The sequence below is a fragment of the uncultured Bacteroides sp. genome (assembly GCF_902472605.1).
Taxonomy (GTDB): Bacteria; Bacteroidota; Bacteroidia; order Bacteroidales; family Bacteroidaceae; genus Phocaeicola.
On the sequence record NZ_CABROP010000037.1, the window covers coordinates 15,961 to 35,361 of the forward strand.

The window sequence follows — 19,401 nt, forward strand, 5'->3', positions numbered from 1 at the left end:
TCAAATTATTTATGTATCTTGCTGACTACCGGATTGGCCCCAGAAGTTATCTGCAAGGCCTCCGGATGCTCACGCAGGTAAGATTCGATGTGACGCACGCGTTTTTCTTCCAGAATCTCGTCGACGGCAATCAGGATACCGGTTTCTTCCACATCGCCAAAGCCATAATTGATGGCCGTACCAAACATACGCATGGTCGGTGACAAACTCATATAGGCATTGACCAACGGCGGAATGTTGTATCCCAGTTTACGCACTTCCGTATTCAGCACCTTATAATCTTCCTTGAAGGTATCGTAGCAGAATATCTTTTCAAGCACCTTCGGATCAGTCTCAATCTGCAACGGCTGCATCGGAGTAATCAGTTCGTCTTTGTCACTGAAATGTTTCTTCAGGAAATAAAGAATCATATCACGTCCCAAACGGTTGTAGCTGGGATACATGGTCATTTTGCCAAAGAAATATTTCACCTGAGGCATGATTACCGTCAATGCTCCCAAGCCATCCCACAAATTGTCCAGCGCGAACAAACCTTTCGAACCCGCACGGGTAGACTGATACTCCAATGTCACAAAGGAACGTCCCAGCTCAATGGTCGTGGGCAGATAATCTTTCAGGAACTTTTCTGAGAAATTAAACATATGAGCGGTAGCCAACACCGGTTTTCCTTCGGCATCAAACTCTACTTCATCTCCCAGCAGGTACCGGTAACCACCTAAAATCTCTTCGGCTTCCGGATTCCAGACAATCAGCTGCTTGTAAGGATTTTCCATCAAATCATACTCATCCAGGTCCATCGACTGTCCTGTTCCCCCACCGGCAGCACGGAAAGCGATTTCACGCAAACGGCCGATTTCTTTCAGGACATTCGGAGCATTTTTCCATGTAACGATATAAATCTCGTTGTTGCTCTTATTCGTGAATCTCAAACGCTTATCCTCGGTCAGTTCCGACTTGAGCACTTCTTTGTCAATCGGAGCTATAATATCTTCCATAATCTCTATGATTAAATCGTATTTTCACAGTTTATATACTAACTCTCTTACATAATCCGCCCACTCTGCCGATGACTTCGACTTGTCGAATGTCTGCCACGGAATAGGCTTTCCTATTGTCACTTTAAATGTCTTATGCCGATTTTTATACATTTCATCTACCAGATACAACATGGCTATATTAAACTTGATTCCCAAGAACTTGCATACATTGGCCAGATTGTAAAAGAAATTGGAATTACGCCCTTCAAAATGTATAGGCACCACATCCCGGTGCGTTTCTACACTCTTGGTCACAAATGTCTTTTTCCAAGGTAAATCTTTTATAACTCCTTTCTGCCTTCTGGAACAGATTCCGGCCGGAAACATGATAATATGGGAATCCGAATGGAAACCAACTTCTACCATTTTGGGGAAGTCACGCGACTGGGCACCGGTTTTATTGATAGGGATGCACAAGGGAGCCAAGCCATGAAGATTCATCAGCAAGTCGTTTACCAGATATTTGATGTGTCCGTCGTAATGCTTGCCCAAAATATATCCCAAAGCAATTCCATCTTGTCCTCCCAACGGATGATTGGAGACAAACGTGCACAGACGGTCGGATGGAAGATTCTCCAATCCGCTTACTTCCAGCTTAATATCCAGATATTCCATACAAGCTTCCAGAAAATCGACCCCTGTCTTATCGGACATACGCATCAGAAAAGAATTCATCTCGTCCTGATGCACAATACGCTTCAGATAAGACACCAGGAAACGTGGTATTCGATCGGCTTTTTTGCCGGCCTTGTCCCTCAATACTTTATCAATGTCAATTAAAAATATTGAACTTTCACCCATTCTACAAAAGTTTACCTTGCAAAAGTAACGTATCTTTTGAAACCACATTCATTTTATAATAAAAAATACACTTATCCATACGAAAAATTTTTCTCCTTCCCGAATTTTTATGCACCATGGAAACTTTTCTGAAAAAATTCCAGCCCTTAAACAACCTGTTGATAACTTCTTTAAATTTTCTACCAGAAACATAGTGATTGATTCTATGGAAATATCTAATTTTACAGCTTGAATATATAATAAGGTGAATTCATAATCAAAACCGCATGGAACAGACTGAACAGACATATCATATTCCTGTATTATTGCACGAGAGTATCGAGGGCATGCACATCCATCCCGGAGGTATCTACGTGGACGTAACCTTCGGAGGAGGAGGACACTCCAAAGAAATCTTACGCCAAATGGACAGTAGCAGCAAGCTGTTCAGCTTTGACCAGGACCCTGATGCCGAGAAAAATATTGTCAACGACCCACGGTTTACTTTTGTAAGAAGCAATTTCCGCTACTTGCACAACTTCCTCCGCTATTATGGAGTGGAAAAAGTAGATGCCATCTTGGCTGACTTGGGAGTTTCGTCCCATCATTTTGATGACTCTGAAAGAGGATTCTCTTTCCGGTTCGACGGGAAACTGGACATGCGCATGAACAAACGGGCTGGCATCACTGCGGCCGATATTGTCAACACATACGAAGAGGAAAGACTGGCCAATGTTTTTTACTTGTACGGAGAGTTGAAAAACAGCCGGAAGCTGGCCTCCGTCCTTGTAAAGGCCCGGAGCACGAAACCGGTGGAAACAATCGGAGAGTTTATCGACCTTATCAAACCTCTATACGGGAAAGAAAGAGAGAAAAAAGAACTGGCCAAAGTATTCCAGGCACTCCGCATAGAAGTAAATCAGGAAATGGAGGCCTTGAAAGAAATGCTTTATGCAGCTACCGAGGCCTTGAAACCCGGAGGCCGGCTGGTCGTGATTACTTATCATTCGCTGGAAGACCGAATGGTCAAGAACATCATGAAAACAGGAAATGTAGAAGGAAAAGCAGCACAAGACTTTTTCGGGAACATACAGACTCCGTTCAAGCTTATCAACAATAAGGTAATTACTCCCTGCGATGACGAGGTACAACGCAATCCGCGTTCACGCAGTGCTAAATTAAGAATTGCAGAAAAGAAATGACAATGGAACCACAAGAAAATCATACGCCCCAAGAGGCTCCGCATATCACATGGAGAAGCATATTAGGAGGAGAAGTGCTGGTACACCTGATGAAGAAACAGGCCAACCTGATTATCCTGATTATGATTCTGGTGATTTTGTACATAGACAACCGCTACTCAAGCCAACAGGAAATGATTGAAATAGACCGCCTCAAGAAAGAGCTGATTGATACAAAATACGACGCCCTGACCATCTCATCCGAGTTGACAGAACGTAGCCGCCAGTCGCGCATTGAAGAATATATCTCTGCGGAAGGCACCCCTCTGGAAACAGCTTCCACCCCACCCTATTTAATCAAAAAGGAGGATACTGAAAAATGATACCCGGACAGAAAAATATCATTTTACGCTATACACTTATCGTATTCGTCATGGCATTGCTGGCCATTGCAATCATTGTAAAGGCCGCCATCATCATGTTTGCCGAACGACAATACTGGAAGGATGTGGCCGACCGCTTCGTAAAGGAAAACGTCATTGTCCATCCCACCAGAGGCAACATTATTTCAGCCGATGGCAAACTGATGGCCAGCAGCCTGCCTGAATACAAAATTTACATGGACTTCAAAGCGGGAGGAGAAAAGAAAGATACCATGCTGATGAATCACTTGACAGAAATCTGCGAAGGTCTGCATCAGATTTTTCCAGACAAAAGTGCCAAAGAATTCAGACAGCATATCTTGAAAGGAAGAAGACTAAAAAGCCGGAACTACCTTCTTTATCCCCGACGTATTTCCTACATTGAATACAAAGAAGCCAAGCAATTGCCGGTGTTCAACCTCACCAAATACAAAGGAGGATTTCATGAACTGGCATTCAACCAGCGAAAGAAACCGTTTGGTTCATTGGCTGCTCGTACGTTGGGCGACATGTATCCGGATATGGAATTAGGTGCCAAGAATGGCATTGAACTTACCTATGATTCCATTCTTCGTGGACAAGATGGCATCACCCATCGCCAGAAGGTGATGAACAAGTACCTGAACATCATAGACAAACCGGCTGTTGACGGGTGCGATGTCATCACTACCATCGATGTGGATATGCAAGATATTGCAGAAAAAGCCCTCGTAGATCAGTTGAAAACACTCAACGCAGTATTCGGAGTGGCTATCGTAATGGATGTGGCTACCGGTGATGTGAAAGCCAACGTCAATATGACACGGGCTGGTGACGGCAATTATTATGAGATGAGAAATACTGCGGTCAGCAACCTGATGGAGCCGGGTTCTACTTTTAAGACTGCTTCCATTATGGTGGCCCTGGAGGATAAATACATCACCCCTGACTACATGGTAGATACCGGAAATGGTGTGGTCAACATGCACGGCAGTAACATGAAAGACTGGAACTGGTATAAAGGTGGATATGGCAAGATAGACGTAACCCGTATCATGGAAGTATCTTCGAATGTGGGTGTATCTACCATCATCGACAAGTTCTACGGACACAACCCCCAGAAATTTATCGATGGTCTGAGACGAATGAGCATTGACAAGCCGTTGAACCTGGGATTTGTAGGAGAAGCAAGTCCGCGCATACTGGGTCCCAAAGAACGCTACTTTGCCAAGACAACCCTTCCCTGGATGAGTATCGGATACGAAACGATGATTCCTCCTATTTATATATTGAACTTCTATAATGCCATAGCCAACAACGGTACCATGGTAAAACCCAAGTTCGTAAAGGCTATTGCAAAAGATGGAGAAATCATCCAGGAATTTCCTACAGAGGTGGTAAACCCCAAAATCTGTTCGGATACAACCCTCACCATGATTCAGGGAATCTTACGAAAAGTGGTTTCAGAAGGATTGGCTAAACCGGCAGGAAGTAAACAGTTCAATGTATCCGGAAAGACTGGTACAGCCCAGATTTCTCAAGGTAAAGCAGGTTACAAGGCAGGAGGCGTCAGCTACCTAGTCAGCTTCTGCGGATATTTCCCCTCTGAAGCACCCAAGTACAGCTGTCTGGTTTCCATCCAGATTCCTCACGGTCCGGCATCCGGTGGTTTGCAGGCAGGAAGCGTGTTCAGCCGGATTGCAGAACGTATTTATGCCAAACACTTGTATCAGAATTTAGCATCGGCCAAGGATTCAACCTCTGTGTTCATTCCTCAAATCAAAAACGGAGACTTACGTGAAACGTCTTACATATTGAGAGACCTGAACATCAAGAGCAACAGTACCAGCATACCGGTCGGCAATTCACCAATTTGGGGAAAAGCCAATTGTACCGATACGTATGCAGAACTGAAAAAGACCCATACAGACAAACATCTGGTGCCAAATGTAAGAGGAATGGGCGCCAAAGATGCCGTATATCTGCTGGAAAGCCAAGGACTTCGTGTCCGCCTTTCTGGAACAGGAAAAGTAATCAAACAAAGCCTCAACGCAGGCTCATATTTACATAAAGGACAAACAATTACATTAACATTAGACTAAAAAGAGATGAAATTAGAGAATATCCTGAAGGCGGTAAGTCCGCTCCAAGTCATAGGTGATGAAAACCTGGAAGTAACTGGAATCCACATGGATTCACGTATGGTGAAAAATGGCTTCATGTTTGTGGCGGTAAAAGGTACGCAAGCTGACGGACACAACTACATCCCCAAAGCCATCGAGAACGGGGCAACGGTTATCGTCTGCGAACAATTGCCTGAAAAGCAGGAAGCACACATCACTTATGTACAACTTGCCGATACAGAAGATGCAGTGGGAAAACTGGCTACTACCTTCTACGGAGATCCAACCTCAAAACTGGACTTAATCGGAGTGACCGGAACCAATGGGAAGACCACCATTGCTACCTTATTATATAATATGTTTCGTTCCTTCGGGTACAAAGTCGGACTGGTTTCTACCGTATGCAACTATATCGACGGAGAGGCCATTCCTACCGAACATACCACTCCCGACCCTATCACGCTGAACCAACTATTAGGCCACATGGCTGACGAGGGATGCAAATATGCGTTTATGGAAGTCAGCTCACACTCTGTAGTACAGAAACGTATCAGCGGACTGAGATTTGTGGGAGGTATCTTCACCAACATTACGCGTGACCACTTGGACTACCACAAGACTTTCGAAAACTACTTGAAAGCCAAAAAGGCATTCTTCGACGGCCTTCCGAAACAAGCATTTGCATTGACCAATGCCGATGACAAGAACGGACTGGTAATGACTCAGAACACTAAGGCCAAAGTAGCTACTTATTCTCTGCACACCATGTGCGACTTCAAAGGGAAAGTTTTGGAAGACAGCTTCGACGGCATGCTGCTGGACATCAACAACCGGGAAGTGAACGTACAATTTATCGGACGCTTCAATGCCTCCAACCTGCTGGCCGTATATGGAGCAGCCTGCCTGCTGGGCAAAAAGCCGGAAGATGTATTGCTAAAACTCAGCACGCTGCGCCCTGTTTGCGGACGATTCGATGCCAAACGTTCTCCGAAAGGATATACTGCCATCGTAGACTACGCCCATACTCCGGATGCCTTGGTCAATGTGCTGGAAACCATTCATGAGGTACTGAGAGGAAGAGGTCATGTAATCACGGTAGTAGGAGCCGGCGGCAACCGCGACAAAGGTAAACGTCCGTTGATGGCCCAGGAATCGGTAAAACGGAGTGACAAAGTGATTATCACTTCAGACAATCCCCGATTTGAAGAACCTCAGGACATCATCAACGACATGTTGAATGGTCTGAACAAAGAAGAGATGAAAAAAGTAATCAGCATTGTAGACCGTAAAGAAGCAATCCGTACGGCATGTATGCTGGCCCAGCCGCAGGATGTAATCCTGGTGGCCGGAAAGGGACACGAAACTTATCAGGATGTCAAAGGAGTCAAATCACATTTTGATGACAAGGAAGTTTTGGACGAGATATTTAAAGGAGAACAATAAAAAACAGAAAAGAAACAATGTTATATTATCTATTTCAATATTTGGAGCAGTTCGGATTTCCGGGCGCACGTATGTTTGGCTACGTCTCGTTCCGCTCGTTAATGGCCGTTATCTTATCTTTGCTGATTTCTGCCATTTTCGGAGAATACTTTATCAACCTGCTCAAAAAGAAACAGATTACGGAAACACAGCGTGATGCTTCCATCGACCCATTCAACGTAAAGAAGGTTGGTGTTCCTACCATGGGAGGTATCATCATCATCGTAGCCATCTTGATTCCCTGCCTATTGTTGGGTAAGCTGCACAACATCTACATGATTCTGATGCTGATCACTACCATCTGGCTGGGCACACTCGGGTTTCTGGACGACTACATCAAGGTATTCCGAAAAGACAAGGAAGGACTTCACGGGAAATTCAAGATTATAGGCCAAGTGGGACTGGGCCTCATCGTAGGACTGGCCCTCTATCTGAGCCCGGACGTGGTGATCCGTGAGAACATTGAAATCCAGCAGGACGGCCGGGTGGTAGATGTCGTGCACAAACCTGTCAACGAAAAATCTACCAAGACCACCATCCCCTTCTTCAAGAACAACAACTTGGACTATGCCGACTTTGTAGGTTTCTTAGGAGACCATGCGAAAGAAGCAGGCTGGATTGTATTTGTACTGGTAACCATCTTTGTGGTAACAGCCGTATCAAACGGAGCAAACCTTAACGACGGAATGGATGGAATGGCAGCTGGAAACTCGGCCATCATAGGGGTAACTCTCGGCATATTGGCTTATGTGTCCAGCCACATAGAATATGCCGAGTACCTGAACATCATGTACATTCCTGGAAGTGAGGAGCTGGTAATCTTTATCTGCGCTTTCATCGGAGCCCTGATTGGTTTCCTGTGGTACAATGCGTTCCCGGCACAGGTATTTATGGGTGATACAGGCAGCCTTACCATTGGAGGTATAATTGCCGTATTTGCCATCATCATACACAAAGAATTACTGATACCGATTTTATGCGGTGTATTTCTGGTGGAAAACCTCTCGGTTATCCTACAGGTCAAGTATTATCAGAAAGGAAAGAAAAAAGGAGTCAAACAGCGTATTTTCAAACGTACGCCGATTCACGACCATTTCCGTACCACACTGGCACAACTTGACCCGAATTGTACGTATTTGATCACACGCCCTCACAGCGTATTTCATGAATCCAAGATTACAGTCCGTTTTTGGATTGTGACCATTGTATTAGCAGCAATTACGATAATTACACTTAAAATCAGATAAAGCCATGGCAAGAATTGTCATCTTAGGAGCAGGAGAAAGCGGAACAGGTGCCGCTGTCCTGGCACAGAAAAAAGGTTTCGATACATTCGTTTCAGACATGTCCACCATCAAGGACAAGTACAAAGCGATGTTGAACGAAAGAGGTATTCAATGGGAAGAAGGTAAACACACTGAAGAACTGATTCTGAACGCGGACGAAGTAATCAAAAGTCCGGGAATCCCCAATGATGCACCGATGATCCTGAAACTGAAGAGCCAAGGAACTCCCATCATTTCAGAAATTGAATTTGCAGGACGCTATACGAATGCAAAAATGATCTGCATCACGGGAAGTAACGGAAAAACCACTACCACTTCCCTGATTTACCACATATTCAAGAAAGCCGGGCTGAATGTTGGACTGGCTGGCAACATCGGACAAAGTCTGGCATACCAGGTGGCTGAATGCAACTTCGATTACTACGTGATTGAACTCAGCAGTTTCCAACTTGACAACATGTACAAGTTCCATGCCAATATTGCGGTACTAATGAACATCACCCCCGACCACTTGGATCGTTACGGCTACGAAATGCAGAATTATGTGGATGCCAAGTTCCGAATCATCCAGAACCAGACCAATGACGATGCCTTCATCTTCTGGAACGATGATCCTATCATACAAAGAGAACTCCACAAGTATGGCATTCACGGACAATATTTCCCGTTTGCCGAGAAGAACGAAGAAGGAGTGGCTGCTTTCACGGAAAAAGACAAGGTGTATTTCACCCGTCCTATCGCCTTCAACATGGAAGAAGAGGAACTGGCCTTGACAGGAACGCACAATCTGTTCAACTCCATGGCCGCCGGCATATCCGCCAATATCGCAGGCATACGTAAAGAATGTATCCGCGAAGCTTTACACGACTTCAAAGGCGTAGAACACCGTTTGGAAAAAGTAACCCGTGTGAAAGGTGTAGACTATATCAACGACTCCAAAGCTACCAACGTGAACTCCTGCTGGTATGCCTTGCAGAGCATGAAAACCAAGACCGTCCTGATTCTGGGTGGAAAGGATAAAGGCAATGACTACAACGAAATCGCGGACCTCGTCAAAGAAAAATGTACCGGTTTGATTTTCCTGGGTCTCCACAATGAGAAACTACATGCCTTCTTCGATGGATTCGGACTGCCGATTGCAGACGTACAAAGCATGAAGGATGCAGTGGATGCAGCTTACAAAATGGCCAAGAAAGGAGAAACTGTACTGCTCAGCCCTTGCTGCGCCAGCTTCGACTTGTTCAAAAGCTATGAAGACCGTGGCGACCAATTCAAAGAATGTGTCAGAAACTTATAATATAACTTACGGAGATAGAAATCACAAGTATATATGGATTTGCTAAAGAATTTTTTTAAAGGCGACAAGGCAATTTGGATTATTTACTTATTCCTTTGCCTGATATCCATCGTGGAAGTATTCAGCGCATCCAGTACCCTTACTTATAAAAGTGGAGACCACTGGGGCCCCATCACCAACCATTTGACGTTGTTGATGGTAGGTACCATTGCGGTCTGGATTGTGCACAATATTCCCTGCCGCTGGTTCAAAACCTTCATTATCTTGTTGCCTATCTCCTGGGTATTACTGGCAGCCGTTTTTATTTTAGGTTCACTCACCAACGGAGCCAAGCGATGGATTGACTTGGGATTCATCCAGTTCCAGCCGTCTGAAGTCGCCAAGATGGGCACAATCATCACGGTAGCCTTCATCCTATCGCGTATGCAAGAAGAAAACGGAGCCAACAAAAAGGCCTTCAAGTATATATGCATCATTACAGCTTTCACTTGTGGAATGATTGTAACGGAAAACCTGTCGACTGCCGTTCTCTTAGCTGGAAGTGTATTCCTGTTAATGTTTGTAGGACGAGTGCCCTTCAAACAGCTTGGTATGCTGGCAGGTGCAGGAATAGTCTGTATCTTCATCGGATTAGCTACTATCAAATATGTACCGGGAGAAGCATGGGATAAGATCGGGCTGCACCGTATGGTTACCTGGCAGAGCCGTCTGAACAACCATTTCGACGAGAGTGAAATTCCGGCTGCCAAATTCGATATCGACAACGATGCGCAGATTGCTCATGCCAATATTGCCATCGCCAGCAGTAATATCGTCGGAAAAGGTCCTGGAAACAGTGTTCAGCGAGACTTCCTGTCACAAGCCTTTTCAGACTTTATCTACGCCATCATCATCGAAGAATTAGGACTTGTGGGAGGCGCCTTTGTGGCTGCCCTTTACATCCTTCTGCTGATGAGAATCGGAAAAATTGCCAGAAACTGTGACAAATCCTACTATGTATTCCTCATTACAGGTATCGGAATTCTGCTGGTCATGCAAGCCACGTTCAACATGCTGGTGGCTGTGGGTATCATGCCCGTCACGGGACAGCCTCTTCCCCTCATCAGCAAGGGAGGAACTGCCACGTTGATAAATAGTGTGTACATCGGCATTATCCTCAGTATCAGTCGCTATGTGAACGATCTGAAGCAACGTCAGGAAGCAGAAGCACTGGCACAACAAGCAGGACAAACAGAGGCTATTACCCCAGCCAGCAATATCACTACACAAGAAGAGTCTGTTTAAAAGTTTATTTTTAACTTTGCAGGAAATAACACAACAATATGAAAGAAAATTTACGCATCATAGTAAGTGGAGGGGGAACGGGAGGACATATCTTCCCGGCCGTCTCTATCGCCAACGCCATTAAAGAACTGCATCCGGAAGCTGAAATCCTGTTCATCGGGGCTGAAGGACGCATGGAGATGCAGCGGGTACCAGCTGCCGGATATAAGATTATCGGACTCCCGGTGGCTGGATTCGACAGAAAACATTTGTTGAAAAACATCAGCGTACTCATCAAATTGTTCAGAAGCCAATTGATGGCACGAAAAATCATCAAGAACTTCAAGCCTCATGCTGCAGTGGGAGTGGGAGGTTATGCCAGCGGGCCTACGCTGAAAGTAGCCGGCATGATGGGTATCCCGACCCTGATACAGGAACAAAACTCTTACGCCGGTGTGACAAACAAACTGTTGGCACAGAAGGCGGAAAAGATTTGTGTGGCCTACGAAGGTATGGAACGTTTCTTCGACAAGAGTAAAATCATTCTTACCGGAAACCCTGTCCGTCAAGGTTTGTTGAATGAAAAGATTTCCCGGGAAGACGCCATCCGTTCTTTCGGACTGGATCCAAACAAGAAAACCATCCTGATTATCGGAGGTAGTCTGGGAGCACGTACCATCAACAACTGCATGATGCAAGGATTTGACAAGATAAAAGAATCCGGTGTACAATTCATCTGGCAGACGGGTAAAATCTACATCAATGAAGCCAAACAGGCTGTCCAGAATTATGGCAACCTGCCCATGTTGTACACTACTGACTTCATTTCAGATATGGCTGCTGCCTACAGTGCAGCCGACCTCGTCATCAGTCGTGCCGGAGCAGGTTCCATCTCCGAATTTTGTCTGTTAGGCAAACCGGTTATTCTGGTTCCTTCTCCCAATGTGGCCGAAGACCACCAAACAAAGAATGCCCTGGCCCTCGTAAACAAACAGGCAGCTCTTTATATCAAAGACAGTGAAGCCACGCAAAAGCTGCTGGATACAGCTATCGACACCGTCCGTAAACCGGATTTACTGGAAGAATTAAGTAAGAACATTAAAAAGCTGGCCATCAAAGACTCTGCAACCATCATTGCCAAAGAAGTCTGCAAGCTGGCTTTAAAATACCAAGAAAGTCATGAACATTAATACGATAAAAGCGGTCTATTTCATTGGAGCCGGAGGCATTGGAATGAGTGCCTTGGTTCGCTACTTCCTCTCAAAAGGGAAAAAAGTAGGCGGTTATGACCGTACTCCGAGCGAATTGACTGAAAAGTTGATTGAAGAAGGTGCCCTGATTCATTATGAAGAAAATGTAGCCTTGATTCCGGAAGAGTTTTTACACCCGGAAACCACCTTGGTGGTATTTACACCCGCCATACCGGCTACCCATAAAGAACTGGTTTATTTCCAAGAACACCATTTTGAAATCCACAAGCGTGCACAAGTCTTGGGCATGCTGACCCAGACCGAGAAAGGTCTGTGTGTAGCAGGTACTCATGGAAAGACCACTACTTCCACCATGGCTGCTTTCTTGCTGGACCATTCGCATGTGGGATGCAATGCCTTTTTAGGAGGTATCTCCAAAAACTATCACACCAATCTGCTGTTGTCGGACAAAAGCGAGTACGTGGTAATTGAAGCAGACGAGTTTGACCGCTCTTTCCACTGGCTGACTCCGTATGCCACAGTGATTACCGCTACGGATTCTGACCACTTGGACATTTATGGCACCCACGAAGCCTATTTGGAGAGTTTCCGCAAATACACTTCCCTCATCCGTCCGGACGGCTACCTGATTATGAAAGAGGGATTGGAACTGAAACCGGACGTCAAACCGGGAGTTACCGTCTATACCTATTCAGTAGACAAAGGCGATTTCCATGCAGAGAATATCCGTATCCACGAAGGAGAAATCTATTTCGACTATATCTCTCCCTTGGGCAATATTGCAGATATCCAGTTGGGTGTACCTGTGTATGTCAACATTGAAAATGGCATTGCAGCCATGGCACTGGCACAAATCGGAGGTGCCACCCCGGAAGAGATAAAAGCTGCCATGCCACAATTCAGAGGAGTAGACCGCCGCTTTGATTTCAAGATAAAGAATTCGCACATCGTGTTCCTGAGCGATTACGCGCATCATCCGGAAGAAATCCGCCAAAGCGTGACTTCCATTCGCCGCCTGTACCCAGACCGGAAAATCACTGCCGTATTCCAGCCTCATCTGTATACGCGTACCCGCGACTTCTATCAGGATTTTGCCCGAAGCCTGTCTCTGCTGGATGAAGTCATCCTGCTGGATATCTATCCGGCCCGTGAAGCCCCTATACCGGGAGTCACCAGTCAACTCATTTATGACAACCTGCGTCCTGGCATTGAGAAGAGCATGTGCACCAAAGAAGAACTGCTCGACGTGTTGAAACACAAGAAACTGGATGTGCTCATCACACTCGGAGCCGGTGATATAGACAATTTCGTTCCACAAATTTATGAATTGCTGAAAGATAGATGATTAAACGAATTTTCATACTCTGTATTCTGTTAGTGGTTTCGGCCTACCTGGTGGTAGCCGTTACTGTATTCAACCGGCAACCTGAAAATCAGGTCTGCAAGGGTATGAAATTGGTTGTCAAAGACAGCATTGACTATGGCTTTATCACTGAAGCAGAGGTAAAAAAACTACTTAAGGAGAAGAATCTGTACCCAGAAAAGAAACGCATCGGCAGCATCAATGTCCGCCGACTGGAGGAGACATTGTCCAAGCATCCCTTTATCAACAAAGCAGAATGTTATCTTACCTCCGGTGGTAAAGTGGGCATTGAAGTCTACCAACGTATCCCCATTCTCCGAGTGATGAGCAGCAATGGCGACAATTACTATATCGACCAGTCCGGCAAAATCATGAATGCCACCGGCAAACCCATTCATGTAGCAGTCGCCACAGGATTTATCGATCGGAAATTTGCCCAAAAAGAGTTGTACGAATTAGGATTGTATCTCCAACACAGCCCTTTTTGGAACGCTCAAGTGGAACAAATCAATGTAACTCCCAAAAAAGAACTCGAAATTGTTCCACGAGTGGGAGACCATATTCTTTTTTTAGGAAAAGCCACTGATTTTGAAGAAAAATTCAGTAAATTGCAAACGTTTTACAGTAAAGTGCTAAACCGTATCGGCTGGAACAAATACGAACGGATTAGCATTGAGTTTAACAACCAGATTATCGGAACAAGAAAAGAAAACTAACATATGGCAGTAACAGATTTTATAGCAGCTATCGAACTGGGTTCGACCAATATCACAGGGATTGCCGGTAAAAAGAATGCTGATGGAAGTATCCAGATTCTTGCCTATGCCAATGCCCCTTCATCAGATTGTATCAAAAAAGGAGCCATCTTCAATTTAGATAAAACCACACAGATACTGGTTTCTGTGATCCAGAAACTGGAAAACGATTTGCAGGCTTCCATCAAGAAAGTCTATGTAGGAATCGGCGGACAATCTATCAGAAGTATACGCAACAACGTCACCAAACAATTAGGAGAAGATACGAAAATCTCACAAGCACTGATTGAGTCGCTCATGGAAAACAACCGTGAGATCTCATTGGTAGACCAAGAAATTCTGGGTGTAGAGCCTCAAGAATACAAAGTGGGGAATAATCTTCTGACTGAACCTGTCGGAATCTCAGCCGACCGCATTGAAGGACATTACCTGAATATCATTGCGAATCATACCCTGAAAGCCAGAATAGCTCAATGCTTCAAGCAAACAAAATATGAAATAGCAGACTATTTACTTTCACCGGTAGTCACAGCCAATGTGGTACTGACCGACAGTGAAAGACGTTCCGGCTGTGCCCTCGTGGATTTAGGAGCGGATACAACCACTGTATCTGTATATAAAAACAATATCCTACGCCATCTGGCTGTCATTCCTTTGGGAAGCAACAACATCACAAAAGATATCTGCAGCTTGCAAATTGAAGAAGAGGATGCCGAACAATTGAAGCTTCGCTACGGATGTGCCCTTACCCCGCCCACCGAGGATGAAGACCAGGCACATGAACAGGAATACTCCATCGAAGGGAAATGTACCGTTCCAGCCCACAAGCTGGAATACATCGTGGAAGCCCGTGTCAATGAAATCATCTCTAACGTGTGGAACCAGATTATGGTTTCCGATTACGGCGATAAGTTGATGGCTGGTTTGGTGCTTACAGGAGGAGCCTCCAATATGCCGAACATTGATGAAGCCTTCAAGCAGATTACCAAAATTGAAAAAATCCGTATCGCCAAAGGCTGTAACATCGCATTGGACGGTGCTATTCAGTTACCCAAGAACGGCACAAAGAACACATTGATTGGGCTATTGGTAGAAGGCAAGGAAAACTGCCTTAAGATAGACCCACGGAAAGGCCACCAGCTGGACTTCATCAACGATCTGGCGGAACAAGAAGCAGAAGCCAAACGGAAAGAAGCAGAACGCCTCAAGGCAGAAGAGGAAAGACGCAAAGCCGAAGAAGAAGCAGAACGTATCCGTAAAATCAATGAAGAAAAGAAACGTCAGGAAGAGGAACGCAACCGCAAACGGCTGGAGGAATATAACATCTATGTAGAAGAGGCCCGGTTGCAATTGAGCAAGAAGAAATACAAGGCAGCATTGAAAGAAATTGAAAACGCACGACGTATGCATCTTGCCGAGAAGGAAGAAGAGTTGAACGAACTGGAAGCGAAAATCAATAAAGAAAAGAAAGAAAACAGTTGGTTCGATATCTTCACCAAAAAAGTAACCAACCTTTCCGACGAGATTTTAAAAGACAACTGATTACTCACATAAATAGATAGAATTATGTCAGACGAAACAATGGTACCTTTCGATTTTCCGAAAGACTCTCCACATATAATCAAAGTAATTGGTGTGGGTGGCGGTGGTGGCAATGCCGTTAACCACATGTACAAAGAAGGTATCCATGATGTGACATTCGTGGTCTGCAACACGGATAACCAGGCTTTGGAAGAATCTCCCGTACTCCGTAAACTGCAATTAGGTAGTGAAGGACTGGGAGCCGGAAACCGTCCGGCAAAAGCACGGGCAGCAGCCGAAGAAAGCATCGAAGACATCAAGAATATGCTGAATGACGGATGCCGCATGGCATTCATCACAGCCGGTATGGGAGGTGGAACCGGAACAGGTGCCGCTCCTATCATTGCCAAAACGGCCAAGGATATGGGAATACTGACCGTAGGTATCGTAACCATCCCGTTCCTGTTCGAAGGCAACAAGAAAATTGACCAGGCACTCGATGGTGTGGAAGAAATGAGCAAACACGTAGATGCCTTGCTGGTCATCAACAACGAACGCCTGCGCGATGTGTATTCCGACATCAGTGTCATGAATGCCTTTGGAAAGGCCGACGACACCCTGTCCATCGCCGCCAAGAGCATTGCCGAAATCATTACCCTGAGAGGTATCATCAACCTGGACTTCAACGATGTGAAGACCGTGTTGAAAGACGGTGGAGTAGCCATCATGAGTACCGGATACGGTGAAGGAGAAGGAAGAGTGACACAGGCCATTACCGATGCCCTCCACTCTCCGCTGCTGAACAACAACGACATTTTCAATTCAAAGAAAGTCTTGTTCGTCATCACCTACAGCCCTAACAGTGAACTGATGATGGGTGAAATGGATGAAATCCACGAATTCATGAGCAAGTTCGGCAAAGACGTAGAAACCAAGTGGGGTCTTTATACCGACGAGACACTGGAAAATCAAGTGAAATTCACTATTCTGGCCACGGGATTCGGCATCAAAGACGTACCGGGCATGGACAACGTGCTCAAACAACGTTCGTTGGAAGAACAGAAACGCCTGGACGACCTGGAAGAAGAAGAGCAGAAGAAGGACGAACGCCGAAGCGACTACTACGGAAAGAGCATCCTGAAAAGCAGTATGCGGAAGAAACGTCCGAACATTTACATCTTCAGTCAGGAAGACCTTGCCAATGATGACATCATCAGCATGGTAGAAACCACTCCGACTTACAAGCGTACAAAAATGGAACTGGAAAACATCCGTTCCAAAGCCACCACAGAAGAAAAAGTCAAACCAGAACCAGAAACCACCAATGCTTCCGGTTCCATGACTATTACCTTCTAACCCCAAAATGAATGACATTTTAAAATAATATATTACGAATATGGATTTATTTGATCAGATCAGCAACGATATCAAAGAGGCCATGAAGGCCAAAGACAAGGTAAGACTGGAAACCTTGCGTAACATCAAGAAATGTTTTCTGGAAGCAAAAACTGCTCCGGGAGCCAACGATACCCTGACAGACGATGCAGCCTTGAAAATCATGCAGAAACTGGTAAAACAAGGCAAAGATTCAGCTGCCGTATACGAAGGACAAGGACGTGCCGACCTGGCAGAAGAAGAAATGGCTCAGGTACGTGTCATCGAAACTTATCTGCCGAAACAGCTTTCTCCTGAAGAACTGGAAGCCAGACTGAAAGACATCATTGCCCGTGTAGGTGCTACCAGCGGTAAAGAAATGGGAAAAGTAATGGGCGTAGCTTCCAAGGAATTGGCCGGACTGGCTGAGGGACGTGCCATTTCTGCCAAAGTAAAAGAATTGTTAGGATAAAATCCTCCCTATAAGATTTTCTACGGGATGTATTTTCTACAAACGAGAATACATCCCGTTTTTTGTGCATCCATGTACGGCCTCAACCAAACAGTTCTTTCAACACATCGAGCGATTTCAGTTCCGGAAAGTCTGGCAGATGCAGCCGGTAATATTCCATCATGACCGACAGGCAGCGTTGACGTTCCAGACGGTTCATGCCGAAAAGAAACATGGTCTCGTAATTCATACGGGCCAGTTGACGGATGTGTGAAGCCTCTTCCGGTGAAAGCGACATGCCATGCAGAGGCTTTTCTGGTACAAAACACGCATTCAGCATATCGAACCAGTCGCCTTCCCGGTAATCTTCCAGATTGGGATAGAAACCTAAAAAGCGAGACAGACGAATCAAAAACACCAAATGGAAATTGGCAAAATCTGCCCGACAAGCATCCAGCCAGCGGATAGAAGACGACAAATAGGCAAAAAGCGGTTCGTTCTTTCCCTCCTCGCGCAACGCATGCGACAAGAACTCTGCCAAAAACATGGCAATGCCCAGCTTATAGGGATCATAAGGCACAGACTCCAGCGGATAAGCCAACCGGACTTCCTTCACCGAGGAAAGAGCCGTGCGTGAACGCACGTCGGCCTCCACTTCCACCAACGAAAGCGGACGAAACAACACCCCGTTCACCAACGATTTGCGCGAACGTGCCGCCGGTATCAGGAACGACATGCTTCCGTTCTCACGCGTATAGATATGTACGATGTTTGATTTGTCGCTGTATTTCACCACGTGCAGCACTACCCCTTCCAATCTTTGCAGCATATTTTTTCAGAATTAGCATGGTGCATCGTCATTCACACACTTCCTGGAACAGGCGAATCACCTTCTCACGATCTTCCCGACGCACAGTCAATGTCACACGTCCGGCTCCTTCCTCCGAAGAAACCATCAATACCGGAATATCTTTCAGCAACGACACCAGATTCTGTTCCGCTTTCTTACCGTATGTGTCTGTATCCTCCTGCACACAAATGACCTCCACATTGTGCTCCAGTTCCACTTCAGCAAACGAAGAAAGCTCCCTGAATACCTTTTCCAGACTGTCATGCCCACCTCCCGTCACTACGGAAAAACTGCCGGCGGAAGAAGCCATGGCAAAAACAGGCATCTCATGCTGGGTCAATACCCCTATCGCGCGCTCCAGAAAACGGAAAGAAGCCACTGCTTCCAATGTACGCAAACGCATATAAACCAACTCCTTACAGGATTCCAATCTTTCAGATGGAACGAATTTCCCACTCTTTCCGCCCAACGACGCCACACACACACTCCCGTTGTAAATGCCTACAGACTTCAATTTATAGTCCTTCATTTCTCAATCTACCTTATATAATATCCATTTTTAAGGGCGAAAGATAGAAAAAGTACTTATACTAAACAAACAAAATCTATAAAGATTTCTCTGTACCACAGTGTGGGATACAAAAACCACAGTGTGAAATACATATCCCACAGTGTGGGATACAAATCCTGCACTGTGAAACAGAGAATACCTCACTATATCCGAAAGAATACGCACAAGCATCTCCCAAAAAGCTCCTGCCAGCCCGAGTTAAATCCATTTTCCCCTTCCTTCCAACCTCAATCGGGCCGGTTCAAACGGAAAATCACGCCGGAACAAACAAAAAAAAATCAGGAATGTTTTGGAGTTTAGAAAATTCTTCCTACCTTTGCATCCGCAAACGAGAGATAAGTATCCTCGTAAAGAATCAGGAGGTCTTCCTGAGACAAAGGATGGCCCGTTCGTCTATCGGTTAGGACGCAAGATTTTCATTCTTGAAAGGGGGGTTCGATTCCCCCACGGGCTAC

General features: G+C 45.4%; 17 protein-coding genes and 1 tRNA gene. 14 read left to right on the top strand and 4 right to left on the bottom strand.

The features are described 5' to 3' along the window. Positions 1-5 precede the first annotated feature (5 nt). Entirely contained in the window at positions 6-995 is a 990-nt protein-coding gene (locus RDP42_RS09410) for a GNAT family N-acetyltransferase (RefSeq protein ID WP_308763474.1), read from the bottom strand. A gap of 24 nt (positions 996-1,019) precedes the next feature. Then, a complete protein-coding gene (locus tag RDP42_RS09415) occupies positions 1,020-1,838 on the bottom strand; it encodes a 1-acyl-sn-glycerol-3-phosphate acyltransferase (RefSeq protein WP_308763475.1) in 819 nt (272 codons plus the stop codon). A gap of 266 nt (positions 1,839-2,104) precedes the next feature. On the opposite strand from RDP42_RS09415, the gene rsmH reads away from it, so the two are divergent. From rsmH to RDP42_RS09480, 13 genes are read left to right on the top strand one after another with little or no spacing between them, the layout of a single operon-like run. After that, entirely contained in the window at positions 2,105-3,019 is a 915-nt protein-coding gene (gene rsmH, locus RDP42_RS09420) for a 16S rRNA (cytosine(1402)-N(4))-methyltransferase RsmH (protein ID WP_303913796.1), read from the top strand. A gap of 2 nt (positions 3,020-3,021) precedes the next feature. Next, a complete protein-coding gene (locus tag RDP42_RS09425; protein WP_303913793.1) occupies positions 3,022-3,381 on the top strand; it encodes an FtsL-like putative cell division protein in 360 nt (119 codons plus the stop codon). Then, on the top strand, positions 3,378-5,501 hold the full coding sequence (locus RDP42_RS09430; protein WP_308763476.1) for a penicillin-binding protein: 2,124 nt from the start codon (positions 3,378-3,380) through the stop codon (positions 5,499-5,501). Before RDP42_RS09425 ends, RDP42_RS09430 begins: the two co-directional genes overlap by 4 nt. 6 nt (positions 5,502-5,507) lie before the next feature. Continuing rightward, positions 5,508-6,965, top strand: coding sequence for a UDP-N-acetylmuramoyl-L-alanyl-D-glutamate--2,6-diaminopimelate ligase (locus RDP42_RS09435; RefSeq protein ID WP_308763477.1), 1,458 nt, complete (start codon positions 5,508-5,510; stop codon positions 6,963-6,965). 17 nt (positions 6,966-6,982) lie between these two features. Continuing rightward, positions 6,983-8,251, top strand: coding sequence for a phospho-N-acetylmuramoyl-pentapeptide-transferase (mraY, locus tag RDP42_RS09440; protein ID WP_308763478.1), 1,269 nt, complete (start codon positions 6,983-6,985; stop codon positions 8,249-8,251). Positions 8,252-8,255: 4 nt separating this feature from the next. Beyond that, entirely contained in the window at positions 8,256-9,587 is a 1,332-nt protein-coding gene (gene murD, locus RDP42_RS09445; RefSeq protein ID WP_204473589.1) for a UDP-N-acetylmuramoyl-L-alanine--D-glutamate ligase, read from the top strand. A gap of 33 nt (positions 9,588-9,620) precedes the next feature. Further along, entirely contained in the window at positions 9,621-10,871 is a 1,251-nt protein-coding gene (locus RDP42_RS09450; RefSeq protein WP_308763479.1) for an FtsW/RodA/SpoVE family cell cycle protein, read from the top strand. Positions 10,872-10,909: 38 nt separating this feature from the next. Then, the gene (murG, locus tag RDP42_RS09455) at positions 10,910-12,040 is read left to right on the top strand and encodes an undecaprenyldiphospho-muramoylpentapeptide beta-N-acetylglucosaminyltransferase (protein ID WP_308763480.1); all 1,131 of its coding nucleotides are present in this window, start codon (positions 10,910-10,912) and stop codon (positions 12,038-12,040) included. Next, positions 12,030-13,406, top strand: coding sequence for a Mur ligase family protein (gene murC / locus RDP42_RS09460; RefSeq protein ID WP_308763481.1), 1,377 nt, complete (start codon positions 12,030-12,032; stop codon positions 13,404-13,406). Before murG ends, murC begins: the two co-directional genes overlap by 11 nt. After that, entirely contained in the window at positions 13,403-14,140 is a 738-nt protein-coding gene (locus RDP42_RS09465) for a cell division protein FtsQ/DivIB (protein ID WP_204473582.1), read from the top strand. Before murC ends, RDP42_RS09465 begins: the two co-directional genes overlap by 4 nt. A gap of 3 nt (positions 14,141-14,143) precedes the next feature. After that, a complete protein-coding gene (gene ftsA / locus RDP42_RS09470) occupies positions 14,144-15,721 on the top strand; it encodes a cell division protein FtsA (RefSeq protein ID WP_308763482.1) in 1,578 nt (525 codons plus the stop codon). Between the two features lie 24 nt (positions 15,722-15,745). Next, a complete protein-coding gene (gene ftsZ / locus RDP42_RS09475; RefSeq protein WP_204473580.1) occupies positions 15,746-17,056 on the top strand; it encodes a cell division protein FtsZ in 1,311 nt (436 codons plus the stop codon). A gap of 40 nt (positions 17,057-17,096) precedes the next feature. Further along, positions 17,097-17,546 carry a GatB/YqeY domain-containing protein gene (locus tag RDP42_RS09480; RefSeq protein ID WP_303913766.1) on the top strand — a complete coding sequence of 150 codons (450 nt, stop codon included), beginning with the start codon at positions 17,097-17,099 and terminating at the stop codon, positions 17,544-17,546. 82 nt (positions 17,547-17,628) lie between these two features. Here RDP42_RS09480 and recO read toward each other — a convergent pair whose 3' ends face one another. Continuing rightward, the gene (gene recO / locus RDP42_RS09485) at positions 17,629-18,354 is read right to left on the bottom strand and encodes a DNA repair protein RecO (RefSeq protein ID WP_308763483.1); all 726 of its coding nucleotides are present in this window, start codon (positions 18,352-18,354) and stop codon (positions 17,629-17,631) included. A gap of 28 nt (positions 18,355-18,382) precedes the next feature. After that, positions 18,383-18,904: a hypothetical protein gene (locus RDP42_RS09490; RefSeq protein WP_308763484.1), complete on the bottom strand. Its 522-nt coding sequence runs from the start codon at positions 18,902-18,904 to the stop codon at positions 18,383-18,385. A gap of 424 nt (positions 18,905-19,328) precedes the next feature. On the opposite strand from RDP42_RS09490, the gene RDP42_RS09495 reads away from it, so the two are divergent. After that, positions 19,329-19,400, top strand: a tRNA-Glu gene (locus RDP42_RS09495). Position 19,401 lies beyond the last annotated feature (1 nt).